This window comes from Exiguobacterium sp. s46 (genome assembly GCF_018618875.1).
Taxonomy (GTDB): Bacteria; Bacillota; Bacilli; order Exiguobacteriales; family Exiguobacteriaceae; genus Exiguobacterium_A; species Exiguobacterium_A abrahamii.
The window spans coordinates 238,757-262,748 of the sequence record NZ_JACSMY010000001.1 but is presented as its reverse complement, the minus strand read 5'-3'; the positions used below and the strand labels follow the sequence as shown (position 1 = coordinate 262,748).

24 protein-coding genes are annotated in these 23,992 nt (G+C 49.0%); 2 read left to right on the top strand and 22 right to left on the bottom strand.

The features are described from left to right. Nucleotide 1: 1 nt before the first annotated feature. The 7 genes from KNQ08_RS01360 to KNQ08_RS01330 form a co-directional block, all read right to left on the bottom strand. Entirely contained in the window at nt 2-985 is a 984-nt protein-coding gene (locus KNQ08_RS01360; protein ID WP_023467596.1) for an alpha-ketoacid dehydrogenase subunit beta, read from the bottom strand. After that, the gene (locus tag KNQ08_RS01355; protein WP_035398286.1) at nt 982-1,995 is read right to left on the bottom strand and encodes a thiamine pyrophosphate-dependent dehydrogenase E1 component subunit alpha; all 1,014 of its coding nucleotides are present in this window, start codon (nt 1,993-1,995) and stop codon (nt 982-984) included. Before KNQ08_RS01355 ends, KNQ08_RS01360 begins: the two co-directional genes overlap by 4 nt. A gap of 13 nt (nt 1,996-2,008) precedes the next feature. Next, entirely contained in the window at nt 2,009-3,430 is a 1,422-nt protein-coding gene (gene lpdA / locus KNQ08_RS01350) for a dihydrolipoyl dehydrogenase (protein WP_214804422.1), read from the bottom strand. Continuing rightward, complete coding sequence (gene buk, locus KNQ08_RS01345) at nt 3,400-4,503, bottom strand: butyrate kinase (RefSeq protein ID WP_214804420.1); 1,104 nt, start codon at nt 4,501-4,503, stop codon at nt 3,400-3,402. Before buk ends, lpdA begins: the two co-directional genes overlap by 31 nt. A gap of 16 nt (nt 4,504-4,519) precedes the next feature. Then, complete coding sequence (locus KNQ08_RS01340) at nt 4,520-5,644, bottom strand: Leu/Phe/Val dehydrogenase (protein WP_023467593.1); 1,125 nt, start codon at nt 5,642-5,644, stop codon at nt 4,520-4,522. A gap of 13 nt (nt 5,645-5,657) precedes the next feature. Continuing rightward, nucleotides 5,658-6,578 (bottom strand): phosphate butyryltransferase, encoded by a 921-nt coding sequence (gene yqiS, locus KNQ08_RS01335; protein WP_133207980.1) that lies wholly within the window; start codon nt 6,576-6,578, stop codon nt 5,658-5,660. 144 nt (nt 6,579-6,722) lie between these two features. Then, nucleotides 6,723-8,378, bottom strand: coding sequence for a sigma-54-dependent Fis family transcriptional regulator (locus tag KNQ08_RS01330; protein WP_029341107.1), 1,656 nt, complete (start codon nt 8,376-8,378; stop codon nt 6,723-6,725). 122 nt (nt 8,379-8,500) lie between these two features. Between KNQ08_RS01330 and KNQ08_RS01325 the strand changes: the two genes are divergently transcribed. Beyond that, nucleotides 8,501-8,755 (top strand): DUF2627 family protein, encoded by a 255-nt coding sequence (locus KNQ08_RS01325; protein WP_214804418.1) that lies wholly within the window; start codon nt 8,501-8,503, stop codon nt 8,753-8,755. Between the two features lie 675 nt (nt 8,756-9,430). Continuing rightward, a complete protein-coding gene (locus tag KNQ08_RS01320; RefSeq protein WP_035398293.1) occupies nt 9,431-10,009 on the top strand; it encodes a dihydrofolate reductase family protein in 579 nt (192 codons plus the stop codon). Between the two features lie 36 nt (nt 10,010-10,045). Here KNQ08_RS01320 and spo0A read toward each other — a convergent pair whose 3' ends face one another. The 15 genes from spo0A to aroQ form a co-directional block, all read right to left on the bottom strand. Continuing rightward, nucleotides 10,046-10,768 carry a sporulation transcription factor Spo0A gene (spo0A, locus tag KNQ08_RS01315; RefSeq protein WP_035398295.1) on the bottom strand — a complete coding sequence of 241 codons (723 nt, stop codon included), beginning with the start codon at nt 10,766-10,768 and terminating at the stop codon, nt 10,046-10,048. A 3-nt stretch (nt 10,769-10,771) separates the two neighbouring features. Further along, nucleotides 10,772-12,478, bottom strand: a complete 1,707-nt coding sequence (gene recN, locus KNQ08_RS01310) for a DNA repair protein RecN (RefSeq protein WP_029341101.1) — start codon at nt 12,476-12,478, stop codon at nt 10,772-10,774. Nucleotides 12,479-12,490: 12 nt separating this feature from the next. Further along, nucleotides 12,491-12,940 carry a transcriptional regulator AhrC/ArgR gene (gene ahrC / locus KNQ08_RS01305; RefSeq protein WP_023467586.1) on the bottom strand — a complete coding sequence of 150 codons (450 nt, stop codon included), beginning with the start codon at nt 12,938-12,940 and terminating at the stop codon, nt 12,491-12,493. A gap of 154 nt (nt 12,941-13,094) precedes the next feature. Next, the gene (locus KNQ08_RS01300) at nt 13,095-13,901 is read right to left on the bottom strand and encodes a TlyA family RNA methyltransferase (protein ID WP_029341099.1); all 807 of its coding nucleotides are present in this window, start codon (nt 13,899-13,901) and stop codon (nt 13,095-13,097) included. 6 nt (nt 13,902-13,907) lie between these two features. After that, complete coding sequence (gene dxs, locus KNQ08_RS01295; protein ID WP_023467585.1) at nt 13,908-15,794, bottom strand: 1-deoxy-D-xylulose-5-phosphate synthase; 1,887 nt, start codon at nt 15,792-15,794, stop codon at nt 13,908-13,910. A gap of 117 nt (nt 15,795-15,911) precedes the next feature. Then, nucleotides 15,912-16,781 (bottom strand): polyprenyl synthetase family protein, encoded by an 870-nt coding sequence (locus tag KNQ08_RS01290; RefSeq protein WP_050678408.1) that lies wholly within the window; start codon nt 16,779-16,781, stop codon nt 15,912-15,914. Continuing rightward, the gene (xseB, locus tag KNQ08_RS01285) at nt 16,778-16,999 is read right to left on the bottom strand and encodes an exodeoxyribonuclease VII small subunit (RefSeq protein WP_023467583.1); all 222 of its coding nucleotides are present in this window, start codon (nt 16,997-16,999) and stop codon (nt 16,778-16,780) included. The genes KNQ08_RS01290 and xseB overlap by 4 nt, the downstream gene beginning before the upstream one ends. 2 nt (nt 17,000-17,001) lie before the next feature. Beyond that, complete coding sequence (xseA, locus tag KNQ08_RS01280; protein ID WP_214804416.1) at nt 17,002-18,324, bottom strand: exodeoxyribonuclease VII large subunit; 1,323 nt, start codon at nt 18,322-18,324, stop codon at nt 17,002-17,004. Beyond that, nucleotides 18,321-19,154 carry a bifunctional methylenetetrahydrofolate dehydrogenase/methenyltetrahydrofolate cyclohydrolase FolD gene (folD, locus tag KNQ08_RS01275; RefSeq protein WP_214804414.1) on the bottom strand — a complete coding sequence of 278 codons (834 nt, stop codon included), beginning with the start codon at nt 19,152-19,154 and terminating at the stop codon, nt 18,321-18,323. Before folD ends, xseA begins: the two co-directional genes overlap by 4 nt. Before the next feature lie 69 nt (nt 19,155-19,223). Then, nucleotides 19,224-19,628, bottom strand: a complete 405-nt coding sequence (nusB, locus tag KNQ08_RS01270; protein ID WP_023467580.1) for a transcription antitermination factor NusB — start codon at nt 19,626-19,628, stop codon at nt 19,224-19,226. 120 nt (nt 19,629-19,748) lie between these two features. Next, a complete protein-coding gene (gene accC, locus KNQ08_RS01265; protein WP_035409099.1) occupies nt 19,749-21,101 on the bottom strand; it encodes an acetyl-CoA carboxylase biotin carboxylase subunit in 1,353 nt (450 codons plus the stop codon). Nucleotides 21,102-21,116: 15 nt separating this feature from the next. Beyond that, on the bottom strand, nt 21,117-21,566 hold the full coding sequence (gene accB, locus KNQ08_RS01260) for an acetyl-CoA carboxylase biotin carboxyl carrier protein (protein WP_058704313.1): 450 nt from the start codon (nt 21,564-21,566) through the stop codon (nt 21,117-21,119). A 168-nt stretch (nt 21,567-21,734) separates the two neighbouring features. Beyond that, nucleotides 21,735-22,301, bottom strand: coding sequence for an elongation factor P (efp, locus tag KNQ08_RS01255; RefSeq protein WP_023467577.1), 567 nt, complete (start codon nt 22,299-22,301; stop codon nt 21,735-21,737). A 35-nt stretch (nt 22,302-22,336) separates the two neighbouring features. Continuing rightward, entirely contained in the window at nt 22,337-23,401 is a 1,065-nt protein-coding gene (locus KNQ08_RS01250; RefSeq protein ID WP_023467576.1) for a M24 family metallopeptidase, read from the bottom strand. Then, nucleotides 23,398-23,844, bottom strand: coding sequence for a type II 3-dehydroquinate dehydratase (gene aroQ / locus KNQ08_RS01245; protein WP_214804413.1), 447 nt, complete (start codon nt 23,842-23,844; stop codon nt 23,398-23,400). The genes KNQ08_RS01250 and aroQ overlap by 4 nt, the downstream gene beginning before the upstream one ends. Nucleotides 23,845-23,992: the final 148 nt, after the last annotated feature.

Below are 23,992 nucleotides of genomic sequence, written 5' to 3'. Positions count from 1 at the left end.
CTTAGTATGCGTGCAACGTCCGGATTTTATCTTCGATTTTCTCACTCGAGATGTTGAAGAACTTCTCCATTGTCGGAGCGTATGGCATGGCTGGTACGTCTGGACCACAGAGTCGTTCGATTGGTGCATCGAGATCAAACAATGCTTCTTCTGCAATGATTGCCGACACTTCACTCATGACGCTACCTTCTTTATTATCTTCCGTAACGAGCAAGACTTTCCCCGTCTTTTTCGCCGCTTCGACGACTGCTTCGCGGTCGATCGGATAAACAGTCCGTAAATCAAGGATGTGGACATCAATCCCGTCTTTTTCAAGGCGCGTTGCCGCTTCGAGTGCCATATGGACACACAGACCGTAGGTGATGATTGTGACATCTTCTCCCTCACGTTTTACGTCTGCTTTACCGATTTCAACGGTATAATCGCCTTCCGGAACATCGCCTTTCAATAGGCGATAACCACGTTTATGCTCAAAGAACAAGACCGGATCATTCGAACGAATCGCTGCCTTTAGCAATCCTTTTGCGTCATATGGATTAGACGGGATGACGATCTTCAGACCAGGCGTCGAGTTGAACATCGCCTCGACCGACTGAGAATGGTAAAGTGCTCCGTGAATTCCGCCGCCGAACGGTGCGCGGATAACGATCGGACACGTCCAATCATTGTTCGAACGGTACCGAATCTTCGCTGCTTCACTGACGATTTGGTTGACCGCTGGCATGATGAAGTCAGCGAATTGCATTTCAGCAATCGGGCGCATGCCGTACATCGCAGCTCCGATTCCGACACCAGCAATCGCACTCTCAGCGAGCGGTGCATCGATGACACGCTCTTCTCCGAATTGTTCGAGCAATCCTTGTGTCGCCCGGAAAACACCACCACGGACACCGACGTCTTCGCCGAGGATGAAGACGGACTCGTCGCGTTCCATCTCTTCTTTGATTGCACTATTGATTGCTTCGATTAAACTTAACGTCGTCATTTCGTTTCCTCCTCGTCGTACACGTAACGTAATGCATTTTCTGGCGCATCGTAAGCTGCTGCTTCCGCATAAGCCGTTGCTTCGTCGACTTCTTTCTCCATCGCTTGTTCGATTTCAGTCGCTGATTCTTCCGTCAGGACGCCCATTTCGATCAGACGCGCACGGAAGAGTTTGATCCCGTCACGTGCTTTTAAGGCATCGAGTTCTTCAGCAGAACGGTACGATTTATCGTCATCATCGGATGAGTGTGGCACGAGGCGTTCGACTTCAACTTCGATCAAGGTCGGACCTTCTCCCCGTAATCCGCGCTCACGCGCTTCCTTGACGACCTTGTAGACAGCGAGTGGGTCAATGCCGTCCACCGTATAGCCTGGCATACCATAGCCGATCGCCCGGTCAGCGACGTGTTTAGCCGACAACTGTTTCGAAAGTGGTGTCGAGATCGCGTATTTATTGTTTTCACAGAACAAGATGACAGGAAGCTTGTGAATTCCCGCGAAGTTCGCCCCTTCGTGGAAGTCTCCTTGGTTTGAAGAGCCCTCTCCGAAAGAGACGTAAGCAACGAGTGGTTCCTTACGCATCTTCGCAGCAAGTGCGATCCCAACGGCATGTGGGACTTGAGTCGTAACTGGACTTGAACCCGTGACGATATTCAAGGCACGTGAACCATAGTGTCCTGGCATTTGACGACCACCTGAGTTCGGATCTTCTGCTTTTGCGAATGCCGACAGCATGATATCGCGTGACGTTTGACCGAAGTGTAAGACAACACCTAAGTCCCGGTAATACGGCAAAATGTAGTCCGTTCCTTTTTCAAGGGCGAACGCTGCACCGACTTGAGCAGCTTCTTGTCCTTGACATGAGACAAGGAAGGGAATTTTACCCGCTCGGTTCAACTTCCACATCCGTTCGTCGATCTTCCGCGCACGGACCATCGTTTCGAACATGTGAATCGCGTCCTGTTCCGTTAATCCGAGTTCTACCAATTCTTTGAATTCTATCTTTTCCATCCGTAATTCCTCCTTAGGCGTGAACCGCGAGTCCGTCGACGGCAAGTGCTGCTTCTCCGAATGCTTCTGACAAGGCCGGGTGCGGATGCACGAGCTGTCCGACTTCCCATGCCGTTGCATTGAGTACGAGCGCTAATCCACCTTCACTGATCAGTTCCGTTGCTTTTGGTCCGACGATGTGAACGCCGACGAGATCATCTGTCTTCGCATCCGAGACGAGCTTGATGAAGCCTGCCGCCTCTCCTTCGATCCGCGCTTTCCCTAATCCATTGAACGAGAAGCTCCCTACCTTGACGTCCATTCCGGCACGTTTTGCTTCGTCTTCCGTTAAACCGACCGATGCCGCTTCCGGTACGCTGTAGATACAACGTGGTACGAACGCATATTCAAGTGGTGTCGTCGTTCCGTGGACGATCGCCTCGACCGCTTTGACACCTTCTGCTGACGCGACGTGCGCCAGTTGTAAGCGACCGATGACATCTCCGATCGCATAGATATGTTGATCCTTCGTCCGGAAATGGTCATCTACTTGGATGAAGCCATTTTCGACGACGATATTCGTGTTTTCGATCCCGATGCCTTCGACGTTCGCCATTCGACCGATCGCGACGAGCAACTTATCCGCTTCAAGCGTCGTCTGTTCTCCGTTACGATCGATTGCGATCGAAACGCCGTCTTCTGACATCCGGAACGTATCGCTTTGTGCAGCTGCACCCGTATGAATCTTGACGCCCCGCTTTTTCAGTTGACGGGCGACTTCACGACTGACTGCCGCATCTTCCGTCGGTAAAATCCGGTCACTGAATTCAACGACCGTTACTGCGACATCAAAATCCGTCAACATCGATGCCCATTCAACACCGATGACACCACCACCGATGATGACGATCGATTTTGGCAAATCTGCCATATCGAGCGCATCATCCGAGCTGAGGACATACTCTGAATCAAAAGCAAGTCCGTTCAATGGACGTGGACGCGACCCTGTCGCGACGATCAATTGACGCGGAAGGATCAATTCGCCTTCGCCTTCTTCCGGCTCGACGCTGATCGTTCCCGGCATCGGTGAAAAGATACTTGGTCCAAGAATCGAACCACGACCGTGAAAGACTTCAATCTTTCCTTTTTTCATCAGGTGCTGAATGCCTGCTTCTAATCCATCTACGATCTCTTGTTTGCGTTGTTTGACCTGTTCGAATCGTAAAAACGATTCCGGTACGTCCACGCCATATGTAGCAGCGTGCTTGACCGTCTGATAGACTGCTGCTGATTTCAAAAAGGATTTAGATGGTATACAGCCACGATGTAAGCATGTCCCGCCTAATTTTCCTTGTTCTACGATTGCTACCGACTTCCCAGCTTGTGCCGCACGGATCGCGGCGACATATCCACCGGGTCCACCACCTAGGACAACGACGTCGAATTCTCTAGCCATGTTGGTTCGCCTCCATATTCCTTGACTTCCTCTTCTCCACGTAAGACACGCAACACTCCTTCTGCGAGCGCCTGCAACTCATCTTCACCAGGACTACGTACGACTTGACCGAGGTGGGCGACACGTTCTTCGATCGCACGCGTCAACCGATCACTATAGGCAAGTCCGCCTGTTAGAATGATCGCGTCGATCTGACCGAACAAGACGGCACTTTGACCAGCGATCTCTTTTGCGATCCGGTACGCCATCGCGTCATATAACAATGCCGCTTTTTCGTCGCCTTCCTCAATCCGGCGCTCGATCTCGATCGCGTCAAACGTACCCAAGTGCGCGACAAGTCCGCCTGACCCAACGACCAGACGCTTCATCTCTCCAAGTTTATACTTGGTACTATAACATAGTTCTACTAGTTGACCAACAGGTAGAGATCCGCTTCGTTCTGGCGAAAACGGTCCTTCTCCATCGAGTCCGTTGTTGACATCGATGACACGCCCCTCTTGGTGCGCACCGACCGTAATGCCGCCGCCCATGTGTGCGATGATCAGACGTAGTTCCTCATATGGACGTCCGATTTCCTTTGCGTACCGCTTCGCGACAGCTTTTTGATTCAAGGCATGGAAAATACTCTTTCGTTCAAGTTCAGGTAAGCCTGTAATTCGCGCAATCGGCTCAAGTTCGTCAACGACGACTGGATCAACAATGAACGATGGGATATCGAGTGTCCGAGCAATCTCATCCGCGAGGAGTCCGCCGAGGTTCGATGCATGGACGCCAAAAATACCGCTGAGTAAGTCTTCTCGCATTTCTCGATTGACGGCATACGTACCACTGACGAGCGGTCGGAGTAGTCCTCCGCGACCCACGACTGCGGTAAGCGCTTTCAAATCAATCTGCTCTTCAGCCAATACTTCGAGTAATACATGACGACGCATCTCCAGCTGCGCTGGAAGCGGTCCTCCGACCGCTTCCGCTGGATGGCGTAACGTCTTCGTGAACACCTGGTTCGCCCCTTCGAAGATACCGATCTTCGTCGACGTCGAACCGGGATTAATCGTTAAAATACGTTCGCTCATGGATATCCTCCTCTGATCAGCCACGTGATCCTAGAATGTTTTTATCACGACGCAAGAATTGGCTGCGGGCACTGCGCATCGTTGCGATACGCTCTTCTGCCATTTTCTCAGCCGCACGGTATGTCGGTAAATGATCGCGTTTTGCGATTTCAAATACTTTCGTGACCGCATCGTAGACGAGTTCAACTTTTTTCATGGCACGATCACGGTTGTATCCGTCGAGTTCATCGGCAACGTTGATGACACCACCCGCATTGATGACGAAGTCGGGTACGTATAAGATATCGCGTTCTTCGAGCATGTCACCATGACGGTCTTCTTTGAGTTGGTTATTTGCTGCACCAGCGATGATCTTGACTTTCAATTGTGGAATCGTTTCATCGTTTAATGTCGCACCGAGGGCACATGGCGCAAAGATATCCGCTTCGACGCTATAGATGTCTTCTGGTGCGACGATCAAGGCACCAAATGCTTCTTCCGCACGTTGAAGTGCTTCTTGGTTGATGTCCGTGACGATCAGCTTCGCCCCTTCTTCATGCAAGTGACGGCACAGATTGAAGGCAACGTTACCGACACCTTGGATCGCAATCGTTTTTCCACCAAGTGAATCTGTTCCGTACACTTCTTTTGCCGCTGCTTTCATCCCACGATAGACACCGTATGCCGTAACCGGTGATGGGTTACCACTTGATCCGAATGCTGGGCTGACACCTGTGACGAAATCTGTCTCCATATGGATGTAATCCATGTCTGCGACCGTCGTATTGACATCTTCTGCTGTGATGTAACGACCGTTCAGTGACTGGACGTAACGTCCGAATGCCCGGAAGAGTGCTTCTGACTTTTGTGTCTTCGCATCGCCGATGATGACAGCTTTACCACCACCGAGGTTCAAACCAGCGGCTGCGTTCTTATACGTCATCCCTTTTGATAAACGGAGCGCATCAATCAATGCTTCTTCGTCTGATGCATAGTTCCACATACGAAGTCCACCGAGTGCCGGTCCGAGTGTCGTGTCATGAATCGCGATGATTGCTTTTAATCCAGATACTTTATCGTGGCAAAATACGACTTGTTCGTAATCTTCCATCTCCATTGTTTCAAAGATGCTGAAGCGTGATTCTACGTTTGTTTCGACCATTTTAAGTTCCTCCTCAGATTGTTTGTTTTACTTTTTTCGTCTGTTGAGCATTTAATAGCGCAAAGGCTAGTGAGTACATTTTTGCTTCAGCTGTATCGGCACGGCTTGTCAAGACGACCGGAGCCCGTGCTCCGACGAGAATCGCCGCAACCGAGGCATGTGCGAAATACATGAGTGATTTGTAGATGACGTTTCCGACTTCGATTTGCGGAACAACGAGTAAATCCGCCTGACCTGCTACGTCTCCCGTTAACCCTTTTTGCTGGGCAGCGACGAGGTTCACAGCATTATCGAGCGCGAGTGGTCCGTCTACAAGGCAATCCTTGATTTGACCACGTCGGTTCATCTGTGTCAAAAGTGCGGCATCAATCGTTGCCTGCATCGTTGGATTGACGACTTCGACGGCTGCTAAGACTGCGACTTTTGGTAAGCCGTATCCGAGAGCACGTAAGGCGGAGACACCGTTTTCGATGATTTTCACTTTATCTTCAAGTGACGGCTGGATGTGAATCGCTGCATCGGTCAATCCGATCGCTGATTCACGCCCTGGTACTTCGAACAACGCGACATGCGACAGGACATTCCCTGAACGCAGACCCGTTTCTTTGTTCAAGACAGCTTTCATGAACGTCGCTGTCGGAACAAGACCTTTCATCAAGACGCTCGCATCCCCTTTGCGAACGGCATGAGCAGCACGTTCTGCCGCTTCTTGTGATGAAGAGGTGTGAGTAATCACGAATTGTGACTCCCGTAATGCCCGTTTTTGAATCATCTGCTGAATCCGTGTCGCATCCCCAAACAAATGAAAACGTGCTAAATCGTTCTCAATTGCTAATGCGACAGCATCCATCACTTCTTCGTCATCCGCAGCTGCAATCGCAACGACGGAATCTTCGAGTCGAGCTGCCTGCTCGACCATTTCACTGAATCTCACCGTATTCCCCCCTCACCTGTCATACATAAATAGTAATAGCAATTTTCGTGCCAATTCAAAAGAGACGGCAGGATAAGCAAGAACGTCTTTAATTTTGCACGCTTTTGCATTTTTTGCAATATATTGCACGCAAAAATTTGCGCTTCACGAATAGATGTTAAATCGTTCCACTTTGTAATAAAGTGCCCGGAGAGAAATCCCGAGTTGTTTCGCGGCTTCTGTTTTGTTGCCATTAAAGGCAGTAAGCGCTTCCCGAATCAACCGTTCTTCGACGTGTGACATCTCATCCGATAAATGCTTGATTTCCTTTTTCTGTCTCGTCGCGACTTTCGTTGTTTGTGGCACGACAAGCTGAAGATGACCTTTTCGTAAGACTGTTTCTGTTTTATCCGTAAAAATCAACGCGCGTCCGATGACATTTTCAAGCTCGCGGACATTTCCTTTCCACGGTTGCTTCTTCATTGCTTCGAGTACATCATCCGATATCCGTCCGACCGATCGCCCATAACTTTGATTCAATTTACGGAGTAAGTGTAAGGTCAATGGCGCGATATCATCCGGACGCTCACGTAGTGCCGGTATGTGAATCGGTAAACGATTAATCCGGTAGTAGAGATCTTCTCGGAACTCATTCATGATGATCTTCTGCTCCAGATTCGCATTCGTCGCCGCGATGATCCGAACATCGACTGGAATGGCCTTCGTACCACCGACGCGAACGACTTCATTTTCCTGTAACACCCGTAACAGTTTGGCTTGGACGTCGAGTGGCAGTTCGCCGATCTCATCTAAGAACAGCGAACCCCCGTGTGCTTCTTCGAAGTATCCACGCTTACCACCACGTCGCGCTCCTGAGAACGCGCCTTCCTCGTACCCGAATAGTTCACTTTCGAGTAACGTCGGTGCGATTGCCGCACAATTAACGCGGACGAATTGTTCATATTTACGTTCGCTCGCTGCATGGATCGCATGCGCGAACAGTTCCTTGCCGGTTCCGGATTCACCGCGAATCAAGACATTGACTGGCATCGTTGCCGCAAGTTTCGCTTGATCGACGACGAAGCGCATCGCTTCACTCTCGGCGATGATATCATCGAATGTATATTTGGCTTCGAGCGTCCGGATTTTTTGTCGCGCTGCCTTCAATTCTTTGGCGAGTGCCTTCATTTCCGAGATATCCCGAATGACCCCAACGGAACCACGGACTTGTCCATCGACGATGACGGGTGCCGCGTTGACGATGATATCGCGTTGATCTTGCCCGATCTTCATGCGAACATCTCGAACGTTCTCGCCCGTATTCAAGACTTTCAAATGAACGGATTCCTGCATTCCGATATCGGCACTTGCCGGTTTTCCGACGACGTCTCGCTCCGTGAAACCGGTCATGCGCGTATATGCTGGATTGATCAGCATCGTCTGTCCGTCTTGATCGGCGACGGAGATTGCTTCGCTCGTACAATGAATGATCGCTTCGAGCATTTTCTCTTTTTCAGTCAATCGCTCGAGCAACACTCTGACGAATTCCCCCGGTAAGACCGCCGCTCCCGGAAAATCATGAATCAATTGCTCAAGTACGCCATTTTCTCCTGTAGCGTCAATGATGAAATCGACATCCGCTCCTTCGAAAGCTGACCAGCTCGTTTCGATCCGAATGTCCGCACGCCGTGCAAGCGCCACCCCAGGCGCATCCATGTTTGGATCGACAAGACCAATGACCGTTAATAATGGTGAACGTTGAAACGCGTGCAGGACTTCTGTTCCCCCTTGACCAGCCCCGACGACGAGTAGATGATGCATATGAATTCCCCCTTTGAAACTGCTTACATTTCTATCGTACTCGGAATAAAATAGGGAAGCAAACCCGATTCGCAGAACGATCGATTTTTTGATACAATACGCTTGGAAAGGAGTGGCGTCCTATGCGTATCATTGGTTTGCTCTCATTATTAATCCCCGGCATCATCGGCGCGATTGGTATTAAGCTCATGCGTGATAGTGTTTTTCTAATTGCACAAGTGCCGTTTAAATACTTAGGCGATGCGGCTTACGTATATGTATTGCAAGGTCTCGTTGGTTTGATTCTTGCGATGGCTGGCATTGGATTTGTCGCAGGATATGTTTTTTATCGCGATCGAAAACGTGGAAAAGTCTCCGATCGCTATCAAAAAAAATGAACACAGAAAAAGGTCCCCATCTCTTGAACTCATTTCAAGCGCGGGACCTTTTACTCATATAAAGTTGGTTTCACTTACGGATGAACTCCTCTCATAGTTAGAACTATTCGTGTACTCCAAAACCTTAGGTGTTCCTCTTAATGAAGAGGTAGAAAGAAATCAGATCTGGCTATCGGGCTAACGATAGAATGGTGTTTCAGTTCCATCATCTGACTGTACTCGGGACCTAGGTGGAGCGTAATGTCATCCGCTTGAAGCAGTCAAACATTCGGTTGCTAACAATCACTGCTAGACAACACTCCTTTTCACGAACTGTACTTTTCATTTTAGACGATCCGTTACCTTCCACTTTTCCCTAGCTTCGAAATCATGGAAGCTCCCATTCATTCGAGATTTCTCATCTAGAATGAACAAGATACCTTGGTACGACTTCTACCAAGAGAATGTCGTCCGGCATTCTTGAGCCATTTACAGTTGGCGTTCTGAGATGATGTTCATCAACAGGATTTCCGGAGTCCTTGTCGACTCGACGTTCATCTGACGTCTTGCCAAATCATTTGGTACCTTTATTATAACAAACATTTCAGTTTATGCAATATTTATTTGCAAGCGCTATTATATATTTTTAGCTTTACGGTATGCTATAAGCAGATCGTAATCGAAAGGAGACCCTTCATGCGAAAAATCATCGTATTCGAACATCTATCGTTAGACGGTGTCATTCAAGCACCGAGCGGAAAGAATGAGGATGTGAGCAACGACTTCGAACAGGGTGGATGGACTGCTCCATTTCAACATCCTGAGATTGGTCAGGTCATCCGTGGATGGATGCAAGAGGATTGTTCCCTGTTGCTCGGTCGCAAGACATACGAGCAATGGTCAAGTTACTGGCCACTCCACCCAGATATCTGGCCAGTTGCCGATCGTGCCATGAAGTATGTTGCTACGCGTCATACACCACCTATTCTTTGGCAACCGACGACTTATTTGAATCAACCAACTTCTGAACTAACACGCTTGAAACAACAGGACGGACCACCGCTTCACGTCTGGGGGAGTAGTCAACTCGTTCATACGCTTTATCAAGCCGATCTGATCGATGAACTTCGATTGATCCTCTATCCCGTCATCATCGGTTCTGGTAAACGTCTATTTCCCGACAACGGAATGACGCCCGTCACTTGGAATGTCACGAAACGACACACGTTTGATAACGGCGTATTGATCGCTTGCTATGAACGGGATAGGAACTAAAAACACACCGTCTATCATTCAGACGGTGTGTTTCCTTTAACCAGATTGTTCTTGATTCATATGACTCGAAACATACGAGATGAATTCCGAGTTCTTCGGACTTTTCTCTTGTTCGATTCGGCCATTGAAGAGCTCGTGCTGTTGCATCCCTTCGTTCCAGGCGGACTTGATGGCGTGACGCATCGCTCGTTCGACACGAGAAGCCGTCGTTTGGTGTTTCTTCGCGATCGTCGGATAGAGTTCCTTTGTGATCAATCCGAGTAAATCTTCCCGTTCAAGCACCATTAAGACAGCGTCCTTCAAATACGTGAAGCCTTTAATATGCGGAGCAATCCCCACTTCTCGAAGTGTCGTACCGACTTTTAAATCAATCGTTTCGACGATCGGTGCTTGTCCTTGATTCGTCACGAGACGAATTTTTTGAACGAGCTGATCCATGCTGAACGGTTTAAGTAAGAAGTACGATGCTCCGAGGGTGACCGCCTGTTGCGAGACCTCGTCTTTACCGAAGGCACTCAACATGATGACAGCAGGGTTCTTCTTTTTCTTCATCAATTCTTCGAGAACACCAAGCCCATCTAAATGAGGCATGATGATGTCGAGGAGCAATACATCCACTTCGTGTTCTTTCATGCGTTCGAGACAACTCTCGCCATTGTAGGCGACGCAAACGACTTCCATGTCTTCTTGCGCAGAGATATGCTGGCGAATCAGTTCGACCATTTCGCGATTATCATCTGCTATCCCGACTTTAATCAATCCTTACACCCCATTTTTAAGCGATTCTTTCATCGTCTTCGCCTGATCCATCAATTCCTCGGCATGGCGTAACGTCAAATCCGTCATATGTGCACCGGAAATCATCCGTCCAAGTTCGTTTCCTCGGTCTGACTGAGACAAGACATTGACCTGTGTCGTCGTACGATCCGTCTCTTCAATCTTCCGAATATAGAGATGTTGATCAGCCATCGAAGCGACTTGCGGTAAGTGCGTAATACAAAGTACTTGTCCGTCTACTGACAAACGATAGATTTTTTCAGCCATCGCTTGTGCGACACGACCCGATACTCCTGTATCGACTTCATCGAAAATGATCGAAGCGACTCCAACCGAGCGCGAGAAGATTGACTTCAGTCCGAGCATGATACGAGATAACTCCCCGCCCGATGCGACTTTTCCGAGCGACTTGAATGGCTCTCCCGCATTCGTCATGATGAAGAACTCTACTTGGTCGATCCCGTTCTTGCGTAGCATCGGTGTCTTCCCGTCTTGAAGAAAACGAATTTCAAACCGTGCTTTCTCCATGTAGAGCTCACGCAACTCCAGATGAATCGCTTCGCTTAATTGAACTGCCGCTTTTCGACGCTGTTGCGAGAGTCGACCACCTATATCAAACAATTCGCCTTCGAGCTGTTCGACTTCGGCTTTTAATCGTTCAATCCGTTCATCTCGATTCGTCATCGTATCGAGTTCAACTCGAATCTTCTCCCCATACGCGATGACTTCCTCGATTGTCGCCCCGTATTTTCGTTTCAGCTGTTGAAAGACCGATAGACGTTGTTCGATCTCATCGAGTCGATTGGAATCAAACTCAAGTGTTTCGAGTTGATCTCGAATCGCATACCCGACTTCTTCCAGTCCATAAAAAGCGCTTGCGATCGCGTCACTCTGCTGCGAAAACTGTTCATCGATGCTTGATGCTTGCTGTAATTCACGCATCGCGTCTCCAACAGAGTCGATGCCGCGCATCTCATCATGCAAAGCATCATACGCTGTCTTTAACGATGCATATAACTTCTCGAAATTCGCGAGACGATTTCGTTCGACGAGCAACTCATCTTCCTCATGTGCTCGAAGTTTTGCGCCTTCAATCTCTTCTGTCTGAAACGATAGTAGATCGATCCGTTGAGCGAGTTCTTGCTCACTTTGCGCGAGCGATTGCAGCGCCGTCCGTTTTTCTTCATACGCTTGATAACCGGATTGATAGGCTTGAAGGAGCGGCGCAATCGTCTCTTGCGCGAAGTCATCGAGAATCGCTTGATGATACGTACTGTCCATTAAATGCTGATGTTCATGTTGCCCGTGCATGTCGACGAGGACACGCCCGAACTCACGTAAGATCGTCAGTGTGACCAGCTTATTGTTGACGCGACAGACACTTTTCCCGGTCGCGAACAGATCACGTCGTAAGATGATCAATCCATCTTCGATATCGATACCATACTCTTCTGCAAGACCATAGACGAGATGGTCGTCTTCAATCAGAAACAATCCTTCTAGTTCCGCCCGATCTTCCCCGTATCGAACGAATTCCGCGGATCCACGTCCACCAATCAATAAACCGATCGCGTCGAGAACGATCGATTTACCGGCACCTGTTTCCCCAGTCAAGACGGTCATTCCTTTTTTAAAGTCGATCTGTAGCTCGTCAATGATCGCAAATTGTTTGATCGATAATTCAGCTAGCATCCTGTCAACTCCTTACAGCATTTCTAAAATTCGTTCGGTCACTTCTTTCGCTTGTTCCTCACTTCGTGCGATCAATAGGATCGTATCGTCCCCACACACCGTGCCAAGCAGTTCGTTCCAGCTCAAATGGTCCAGTAAGACGGCGACTGCGTTCGCATTTCCCGGCAGGACATGCATGACAATCAGATTTTGAGCAGAATCAATCGAGATGAAGCTGTCACCGAGCAGACGCCGCAATTTCCCGAGTGGGTTGAAGCGTTGGTCGGCGGGTAAGCTGTATTTATAACGTCCATCATTCAACGGAACCTTAACGAGATGAAGTTCCTTGATATCTCGTGATACCGTTGCCTGTGTCACCTTATATCCTGCATTCCGTAATTCCTCTACCAATTCATCTTGGGTTTCTACTTCCGACTGGGTGATGATCTCCCGAATCTTAATCAACCGTTGCCCCTTTGTCATTCCTGCACCTCACAGTATTCTTCGATGTTACTATTGTAATCCAATAAATCATTAAAAGTCCACGTTTGCCATTTTATTATACGGTTTTCGTCGCTCCGAACAACAATGAGGACGGACCCATGAACCGGATCCGTCCTCGTTTTCATCTGTTCGTTTAAAGACTAGCATGTGCTTGCTTGACTGTCTCTGTCGCATGGACAGATGGATCAAGTCCTGGTTGACCAAGGCGCGCATGCAATAAGAACTCGATGTTCCCCTCTCCACCGGTAATCGGCGAATAGTCGAGCTGTTTCACATAGAACCCTTGTTGAATGAAGAATTCAACCATCTCATCGAGGACGCGGACATGAATCCGTTCATCCCGCACGATGCCTTTTTTACCGATATCATCACGCCCCGCTTCGAATTGCGGTTTGACGAGCGCCATGACATCTCCTCCTTCGACGAGGATCGTCTTCAGAGGTGGAAGCATCAACCGTAACGAGATGAATGAGACATCAATCGTCGCAAACTGTGGCGCAACAGGGAACATATCTGGTGTTGCGTGCCGAAAGTTCGTTTTCTCCATCACCGTCACACGATCATCCGAACGAAGCTTCCAGTCCAGCTGATTAGAACCGACATCAAGCGCATACATATGCGCTGCTCCATTTTGTAAGGAGCAATCGGTAAAGCCACCTGTTGACGATCCAATATCGAGACCTGTTTTACCAGCGACATCGAAATCGAATACTTGAAGTGCCTTTTCCATCTTGAAGCCTCCACGACCGACATAAGGCATCAACTGACCTTTAACATGCAGGTCGATGTCCGACTTGACCTTCTCACCAGCCTTCTCTAATCGTTCCGTTCCGCTAAAGACAAGTCCAGCCATGATCGATCGTTTCGCTTTTTCACGCGTTTCAAACAAACCGCGCTCGACGAGAAGAACGTCGAGGCGGATTTTTTTTACATTTTCCATGAATCGTCACACACTCTGTTTCTTTCCTTGATTGACGAAAGCGCGTACTTCTTCTGCGATTTGTCCAGGTAATAATCCGATTTCTTCAAGTAATTCGTTGACACCGCCGTGCTCGATATACCAATCCGGAATACCGAAGCGTTTGACGCGTGGGAATGCTTCCTGCTCGTTCGCATGCTCAAGGACAGCTGATCCGAATCCACCTTTTAAGACGGCTTCTTCGAGCGTCACGAGTGGAATGCCTTCTGCGTAAAGGGCATTCAGCATCTTCTCGTCAAGCGGTTTGATCGTCCGAGCATTGATGACACGAACCGACAGTTCGTCTGCTAGGAGATCCGCGATTTTGAGTGCATCTTGTACTTGTGGTCCGAATGCAAGGATCGCGACGTCCGTTCCTTCGCGTTCGACTTCCCATGTATCAAGCGAAATTTCATGCAGTGTCTCGTCCATTGGTACACCGATGCCTTCTCCACGTGGGAAACGAACGGCGATTGGTCCTTCATATTTGACGGCTGAATAAAGCAAGTGTTGCAGTTCGTTCTCATCCTTCGCCATGACGATTCGAATGTTCGGTACGTGACGCATGAAAGCGATATCGAAGACCCCTTGGTGTGTCTCACCATCTGCACCAACCAGACCTGACCGGTCAATCGTAAACGTCACATCTAGATTTTGACGAGCCACGTCGTGAACAAGCTGATCGTATGCACGTTGGAAGAAGGTCGAGTAGATCGATACGACAGGTTTCATGCCTTGCGTCGCTTGACCAGCTGCGAACGTCACAGCATGTTGTTCTGCAATCCCGACGTCAAACATCCGCTCTGGGAATTCTTTTTCAAAACAATCGAGTTTTGAACCGACGCTCATCGCTGGCGTAATCAACGTCAGCTTTTCATCATCGCGTGCCATCTTTGTTAAAGTATCCGCTACCGTAAAGGAGTAACTAGGTGCTTTTGATTTCCCTTTGATGACTTCGCCAGACTCCATCTTGTACGGTCCAAGACCATGCCATGTGCCGACACCATCGAACTCTGCCGGACGATAGCCTTTCCCTTTTTTCGTGATGACATGAAGCAGGACAGGACCTTCTTCTTTTTTCACGTAATTGAGCTGTTCGATTAAATCATCAAGATCGTGCCCATCGACTGGACCATAATAGTTGAAGCCGAGCTCTTCAAAGAACATGCCAGGAACAAGTGCGCCTTTAACAGCTTCCTTCAACTTCTCGCTTCCTTTTTCAAGACGTCCGCCAATGACCGGAATCTTTTTGATCAACGTTTCAAGCTCGTCTTGGGCAAAACGCACTTTACGTGATGAACGAATTCGTCCAAGCATTTGATGCATCGCCCCAACGTTTGGTGCAATCGACATCTCGTTATCGTTCAAGATGACGATGACGTTTTGTTGTTCTGCTCCAATATGATTCAATGCTTCGAGTGCCATACCACCTGTCAAAGCACCGTCACCAATGATCGCGACTGCACGATCACTCTTACCGCTCAGTTCGTTCGAAACAGCAATCCCCATTGCTGCTGACAAGGACGTCGAGCTGTGTCCTGTCTCCCAGACGTCATGCACACTCTCATTGCGTTTCGGGAACCCACAGAGTCCTTTGTGCTGACGGAGCGTATCAAACTGGCTCGCACGTCCTGTCAAAATCTTATGCACGTATGCTTGGTGCCCGACATCCCAGACGAACTTGTCATTCGGACTGTCGAATTCACGATGCAACGCAAGCGTCAACTCGACGACACCGAGGTTCGGTGCCAAGTGTCCACCTGTCGTCGCTAATTCTTCAATCAAAAAGCGTCGAATATCGCCTGCGAGTACTTCGAGTTCGGAGACCGACATACGCTTTAAAAATGACGGATCCTGTATTTCTGTCAATTTCATACCTTACCGCCTCTTTTCCTTACAATCTTATAGGGTTTGTACCCTACATTGTACTAGAACAATCTATCGAGCGCCATTGTCAGCATAGAAAAAGACGACGCAGATGCGTCGTCCTGCTTAATGGTCGCGCTTGACCACGAAGTCGAGCAGTTCCTTAAGTGTCGTCGCTTCGACTGATAATGCATCAATCGCTTGTTCCGCTGCTTCCACCTGAGCTGTCAGTGCGCGTTTCGCTCCTTCAAGACCCAGTAATTTTGGATACGTTGCTTTTTCGTTCCCTTCGTCGCTACCGACCGGTTTGCCGATTTTTTCAGCATCTCCTGTTACGTCCAAGATGTCATCTTGGATTTGGAATGCGATTCCGAGATGGCGACCGTATTGCTTCAAGTGCTCAAGATCCGTCGAGCTGACCGAAGCAAGCAAACCACCCGCTTCGACTGCAAAGACGAGGAGTGCTCCTGTTTTCCGACGATGAATCGATTCAAGCTCCGCTACGTCATTGATGCCGCCACGCTCACCGAGCATATCGTCGAGCTGACCACCGACCATACCCGTAGCGCCCGCTGCTGTTGCCAACTGTTCGACAAGAGCAAGCTTCACTTCCGGCGAAGCTGGTGTCTCAAGAAGACAGCTGAAGGCGTTCGTGAGCAAGGCATCTCCTGCTAAAATCGCTGTCGCTTCATCAAAAGCGATATGATTCGTCGGACGCCCTCGACGCAGATCATCATCATCCATTGCTGGAAGGTCATCGTGAATCAGTGAGTATGTATGAATCATCTCAAGTGCCGCAGCAGTCGCGTCACCTTTTGAACGATCGATGGAAAAAGCATCGAGTACCGCATAAATCAAGGCTGGGCGAATTCGTTTACCACCCGCATCGAGTGAATACCGCATCGAATCGCGTAAACGATCCGGTGCGTCGAGTCGCTCCATGAACTCTTCCATTTTGTTTTCGACTTGTGTCTTCCACTCATTCAAAGCAATCATTGCGCTCCTCCTTTTTCCCGAAGCGTACCATCTTGCTCCAGGATTTGATCGAGTTTTTTCTCAGCAACGGATAACTTTCCTTGGCAAAGAGCCGTCAGTTTGACGCCTTCTTCATATAGAGCCATCGCTTGTTCAAGAGGAGCTTCGCCCTCTTCGAGTAACGTGACGATTTCTTCTAATCGTTCCAGTGCTTCTTCAAAAGATTGTTCCGTCTCCATTCTTACTCCCCATCCTCTCGTTTAGCACGAATCGTTCCATCATGGAATCGGATATCGAACGAAGACGCTGTCAATGCCTTCGCGGAACGGACAATTTGTCCATCCTGTTCGACATACGTATAGCCGCGCATCAGAACATGCGTCGGACTGACGGAGTCGAGTCGCGCGAGCACATGACGCACCTGTTGTTGCTTCGATTGTAAAAATCGACGAACGATTTCGAGTCGACGTCGTGATTGTTCAATCGTCGCCCGTTGTTGCACGAAGCGATCCCGCATCGGCACACGCATTAAGCGTGTGTCAAGACGCTCCACCTGTTGCTGGTGTTGCGCTACTACTTGCTTGATCTCCTTTTGGAGTGCCATCTCTGCTCGGTCCAATTGTTCCTGCTTCAGTCCGAGTAGGACGCGTGGTGATTTCAGACCGTAGCTCGCAGCAAGCCGTGTCACTTGCTCCTGCTTACTTTTGAGAAGTTGTGCATACGTTCGTTCTAAACGACGCTCCACATCCTGCACCCGTCGAGATAGTGCCTCTGCTTCCGGAGTGACGAGTTCTGCCGCTGCCGTTGGTGTAGCAGCACGAACGTCGGCGACGAAATCACTGATCGTAAAATCCGTTTCGTGACCGACGGCAGAGACGATCGGAATGCGTGATTCAAACACGGCTGTCACGACAGACATCTCATTGAATGCCCACAGCTCCTCAATCGAACCACCACCACGACCAATAATCAATACATCACAGGCATCATGCTCATTCATCAGCTGAATGGCACGACTGATTTGTGGTGCCGCGTCCACTCCCTGTACAAGGACCGGGGCGAAGACGATGGCCGCTTGCGGATAACGGCGCCGGAGTGTCGTTGCGATATCATGAAGCGCTGCTCCTTTTGGCGACGTGATGATCCCGATTCGCTCGGGAAACGCTGGCAACGATTGTTTGATGGCTGGATCAAACCAGCCACGCTCTTCAAGATCCACCTTCAAGCGTGAGAACGCCTCATATAGCGCTCCTACACCATCTTCCGTCATCCGTTCGACATAGAGTTGCATCTCTCCAGAAGAGACGTAAACGGATAAGCGCGCGGTGACGACGACACGCATTCCATCGCGAACGTCTGCTTTGACTCGACTCGCATCCCGGGCAAACATGACGGCTTTCATCCGTGACTGCTCGTCCTTCAACGTAAAATAAAGGTGACCGGAAGAGTGTCGTTTAAAGTTCGACACTTCTCCCACCACCTGGACTTGTTGCAGAAGGGCGTCGCCTTCTAGTTCACGTTTGACATAGTGGACTAAATCGGAAACGTGAAGAGGTTCGCTCATCGCGCAGCCTCGATCGTGTTATGCAGTAGCATCGTGATCGTCATCGGACCAACGCCACCCGGAACAGGTGTAATCATCGATGCAACGTCTTGTACCGTATCAAACTCGACATCACCGACGAGTTTGCCATCGACACGGTTGACACCAACGTCAATGACGACAGCATCCGGTTTCACCATATCCGCCGTAATCAGCTTCGGTACGCCGACTGCGACGATCAAGATATCCGCTTGACGCGTCATCGCACCGAGATCTTTTGTCTTGGAATGACAATAGGAAACGGTAGCCGATTCATTCAAGAACAACATACCGACGGGTTTACCGACGATTTGGCTACGACCGACGACAACGACGTGTTGACCAGCAATCGGTATGTTCATCTCTTTGACGAGATGAAGAATGCCGTTTGGTGTACACGGTAAAAATGTTGGTTCACCAATCATCATTTTCCCGACAGAGACAGGATGAAAACCATCGACGTCCTTTTCAGGAGAAATCGCAAAAATGACCTTACTCTCATCAATGTGGTCAGGCAACGGCAATTGGACGAGAATCCCATGGACACTCGCATCAACGTTCAGACGGTCGATCAAGTGAAGAAGCTCTGATTCCGTTGTTTCTGCCGGAAGTCGGATTAACTCCGAATCCATGCCGATTTCCTTCGCCGCCTTTTCTTTACCACGTACATAGGACTGACTAGCAGGATCTTCGCCAATCAGGATGACAGTCAATTGCGGTTGAATCCGCTGTTCTTTCAGACGTGCGACTTCTTCTTTCAGCTTCATACGATATGAATGGGCTACCTGTTTTCCATCGATTACTACTGCCATGATTTGTCCACTCCCCCAAAAAGTTCGATTCACTCTTCTGTCTGTTTGTCTCTATTCGGTTTTACAAGTTTATGAATTTTCTTTGACGACGCCTTGTGCGACCTTACCGAGAACACCGTTCACGATTTTTGTCGCTTCTTCGTCAGCGAACGCCTTCGTCAATTCAATCGCTTCGTTGATCGTCACTCGAACTGGAATGTTCGTTTCGAATAATAATTCGTAGACGGCTAAGCGAAGAATCGTCCGCTCGATGTTTCCGAGTCGTTCGAATGACCAGTTGACCAGTGCTTCTCGGATGTGTTGGTCAATCGTTGCTTTGTTCGTTTCGACACCGTTCACCAATTGCTCGACGAATGTGTCATATTCCTTACCTTCTACCGCGAATTCAATGGCCTCTTGTGCAGTCAGATCCGAAAGCTCCATTTGGAACAAAGACTGGACTGCGAGTTCGCGTGCCATGTGTCGTTTCATCATGATTTTGCGTGCTCCTTTTTTTGTCGTTCTCAATCAGTTAGTTTAGCACATTCCTCTTTTAAAAAACATAGAGAACGCCAAAAAAAGACGGGAGTTCGTCGCACAAACTCCCGTCCTGATTCAGTTAACGATCGTACCTTTTAGCTCACGCTCTGCGAATTTCGTCGTGAACGTCCCACGCCGGAATACCGGGTGACTGAGAACACGTTCGTGGAACGGGATCGTCGTCTTGACACCTTCGATCCAAAATTCAGCCAGTGCACGTTCCATCTTCGCACATGCTTCTTCCCGTGTTTCCGCATGGACGATCAACTTCGCGACCATCGAGTCATAGTACGGTGGAATCATGTACCCCGGATAGACTGCGCTATCGATACGTACGCCCATTCCGCCTGGTGTCACGTATTGTGTGACGCGTCCAGCAGACGGACGGAAATCATGATCTGGATCCTCGGCATTGATTCGGCATTCGATCGAATGACCGTGGAACTTGATATCCTTTTGTTTGACGGCAAGCGGATGATCGAGCGCGACTTGCAATTGTGCTTGAACGAGGTCGAATCCAGTGATCATCTCCGTTACCGGGTGTTCGACTTGAATGCGCGTGTTCATCTCCATGAAGAAGAACTCTTCCGTCTCTTCGACGAAGATGAATTCGATCGTTCCAGCTCCCGTGTATTGAATCGCTTTTGCGGCTTTTACGGCAGCCTCGCCCATTTTTAATCGTGTCGCTTCACTGACCGCAGGTGATGGCGCTTCCTCGATCAGTTTCTGCATCCGACGCTGGACGGTACAATCCCGTTCACCGAGGTGAATGACATTCCCGTGACGGTCAGCGAGGACCTGTACCTCGACATGGCGGAATTCTTCGATGAAACGTTCTAAATAGACATCCCCGTTTCCGAAAGCTTGTTTTGCTTCACGGCGTGTCTCACTTAGCCCGTTGATCAGCTCTTCTTCCGAACGAGCGACCCGAATCCCTTTACCTCCACCACCTGCTGTTGCTTTGATGATGACCGGATAACCAATTTCTTGCGCCAGTGCGACCGCTTCTTCGTCCGTGACCGTTCCATCTGAACCAGGTACGACAGGCACACCACACTCGATCATCGTTTTCTTCGCAACGTCCTTGATTCCCATCTGACGGATCGCATCCGACGTCGGACCAACGAACTTGATCCCGCATGCTTCACACATCTCAGCAAAATCGACGTTCTCGGCTAAGAAACCATAACCCGGATGGATCATCGTCACTTGACGGTTCGTTGCGATCGCAAGGATATTCGTAACGTTTAAGTAGGATGAAGCAGAACTCGCCTCACCGATGCAGTACGCCTCATCGGCTAAACGAACGTGTAAGGCTTCCTTATCCGCCGTCGAGTAGACAGCAACGGTCTGTATTCCAAGTTCCTTTGCCGCTCGAATGATACGGACGGCGATTTCTCCACGGTTGGCAATCAATAATTTTTCCATGCTGTTCACCCCCGTTTACGGACGGATCCGGAAGAGTGGTTGACCGAATTCAACGAGATCTCCATCGGCGACAAGAATCTCGACGACTGTTCCAGATACTTCCGAGTTTAAGTTATTGAAGAGTTTCATTGCTTCAAGGACACAAACGATTTGACCTACTTCAATCTGATCACCGACTTTGACGTATGCCGGTTTATCTGGATTCGGACGCGAATAGAACGTTCCGACCATCAAGGCATTGATCGTGACCGTATCATCCGTAGTCGCCTCTTCCTCGACTGGTGCTGCCGCTTGCTTCACAGGAGCAGGTGCCGCCACTGGAGCAGCAGGTGCTTGGTGCGAGACTGTCACTGTTTCTCCTTGTTTCTTCAACTTTAATTTATACGTATCCGTCTCGAGTGAGAGTTCATTTACACTCGACTGATCGAGCATTTCGAGTACTTGTTTCAACTGATCGATTTTCATCTGTCATTCTTCCCCCATCTATGCTGTATTCACAATTATTATACCAGGTGCTAATGCCTACTCAAATACTTATATTAACTGGTCATACCATTGGATGCAAGTCAAGCTGAATGAAAAAAGACGTCTCTCGACCTGATAGAAGGTGAGAGACGTCTTGTCGTTTCAATATTATCCGTTGTAACGACCTGTGAAATCACCTGTACGTGTATCAACCGTTACTTTTTCGCCTGCTTCGATGAAGAGTGGTACTTGAATGATATGACCTGTCTCCACTGTCGCATTTTTCTTGACGTTCGAAGCTGTATCACCCTTAACGCCAGGCTCTGCTTCAACGATCGTCATGACGACTGTGTTCGGCAATTCAAGACCGAGGATTTCGCCGTTGTAAACCGCGATTTGAACTTCCATGTTTTCAAGCAAGTATGGAAGAGCTGCTTCGACTTGTGCCGTCGTCAATTCCAATTGCTCATACGATTCTGTGTCCATGAAGACGTAAGTCTCGCCCATTGGGTAAAGGTATTGCATCTTGTTACGCTCGATGTGTGCACGCTCGACACGCTCACCACCACGGAATGTCATCTCTTGGATGTTTCCGTTACGGATGTTACGCATTTTCGTCCGAACGAAAGCTGCCCCTTTACCTGGTTTAACATGTTGGAATTCAAGTACTTGCCAAATCATACCGTCTGAAGTCTTAATCGTTAATCCTGTTTTTAAATCGTTTACTGATACCATGAATGGTTCCTCCTAAAATGTCCCGTCACTCTGAATTAGAGAGTGATCAGTTCTTTTGGTGAAGACGAAAGAATTTCTCGACCTGTTTCCGTGATCAAGACGTCATCTTCAATCCGGCATCCGCCAACTTGCGGCACGTAGATACCTGGTTCGACCGTAACGATCATGCCTGGTTCAAGTTTCGTCTCAGAGCGGAACGACAAGCCAGGTCCTTCATGTACTTCTAGACCAATACCGTGTCCCGTCGAGTGACCGAAGTACTCACCGTAACCTGCTTCTTTGATGATATCACGTGTCAACGCGTCCGCTTCGATCCCAGTGATGCCTGGTTTTAAGCCGTCAACACCCGCTAGTTGCGCTTGTAAGACCGTATCGTAGATTTTCTGCAACTCGGCATTGATCGGACCGACTGCGACAGTCCGTGTGATATCTGAAACATAACCGTTCAAGAGCGCTCCGAAATCAAGCGTGACGAGTTCACCCGTCGCAATGACCTTCGAGCTGGCAACACCGTGCGGCAAGGCAGAACGATAGCCCGATGCCACGATCGTATCGAAAGAAGAAGACGTCGCTCCATGCTTACGCATGAAGAATTCTAGTTCATTTGATACTTCAAGTTCCGTTCGTCCTGGTTGAATGTACGTCAAGATGTGTTGGAAGGTCGCGTCTGCGAGCTCCACCGCTTCCTTAATCATCTTAATCTCTGACGAATCCTTAATCAAGCGTAGGTTTTCAATGATTCCTGTCGTCGGAACAAGCTCGATTGCCGAAGCTTGATCGTATGCTTCAAAAGCACCGAGTGTCATCGCATCCTTTTCGACACCAACCGCGCGAACACGCGCTCCTGCCATCAATTCGCCCATCGTCTCTGGAATCGACCGTTCGATTTGGACGATCTCCATTCCTTTAACTTGGTCTGCCGCTTGCTCCGTGTAACGGAAATCCGTCACGAAGTACGCTTGCTCTTCTGTTACGAGACATGCACCACTTGAGCCCGTGAAGCCGGAAATGTAACGAATATTCTCTGCCTTCGTGACGAGTAATCCTGGAAGGTCCCGTTCCTTTAAAGCTGCTTGTAACGCCTCGATCCGTTGTTTCATGATTGATTTCCCCCTTGTTCCGATTGTTGTAAAGCTTGGAGTGCCTCCGTTGCCAGACGATATCCCGTCATGCCAAGTCCAGCGATGACACCTTGGCAGACGGGTGCGATCATCGAATGATGCCGGAAGGATTCACGTGCATGGACATTCGATAGATGGACCTCGATGACGGGCGCTTCGATTGCAGCAATCGCGTCACGTAACGCGATACTCGTATGCGTGTAGGCAGCCGCATTGAAGACGATGCCGTCCGCTCCCCGTTCCTCGTGAAGAACATCAATCAGTCGTCCTTCATGGTTCGATTGTTCAAACCGAAACTGAATGTTCGGAAAATAAGTGCGAAGGTCGTGTTCTAAGTCGGCTAATGTCGCCGTTCCATATGTATCCGGTTCGCGTGATCCGAGTAAATTCAAGTTTGGTCCGTTTAATATCAAGACACGCAAAAAAACACCTCCTCGAATTCCTTTTCATTGTATCATAACCCGATTTCCGACTCCTAAAGATTACCTCGTTTTGACGAGTCGAACATAGTTTTTTTGTCGTAAATCAAGTACACTGACGATACACCTAATTTTAATGAAGACGGGATGC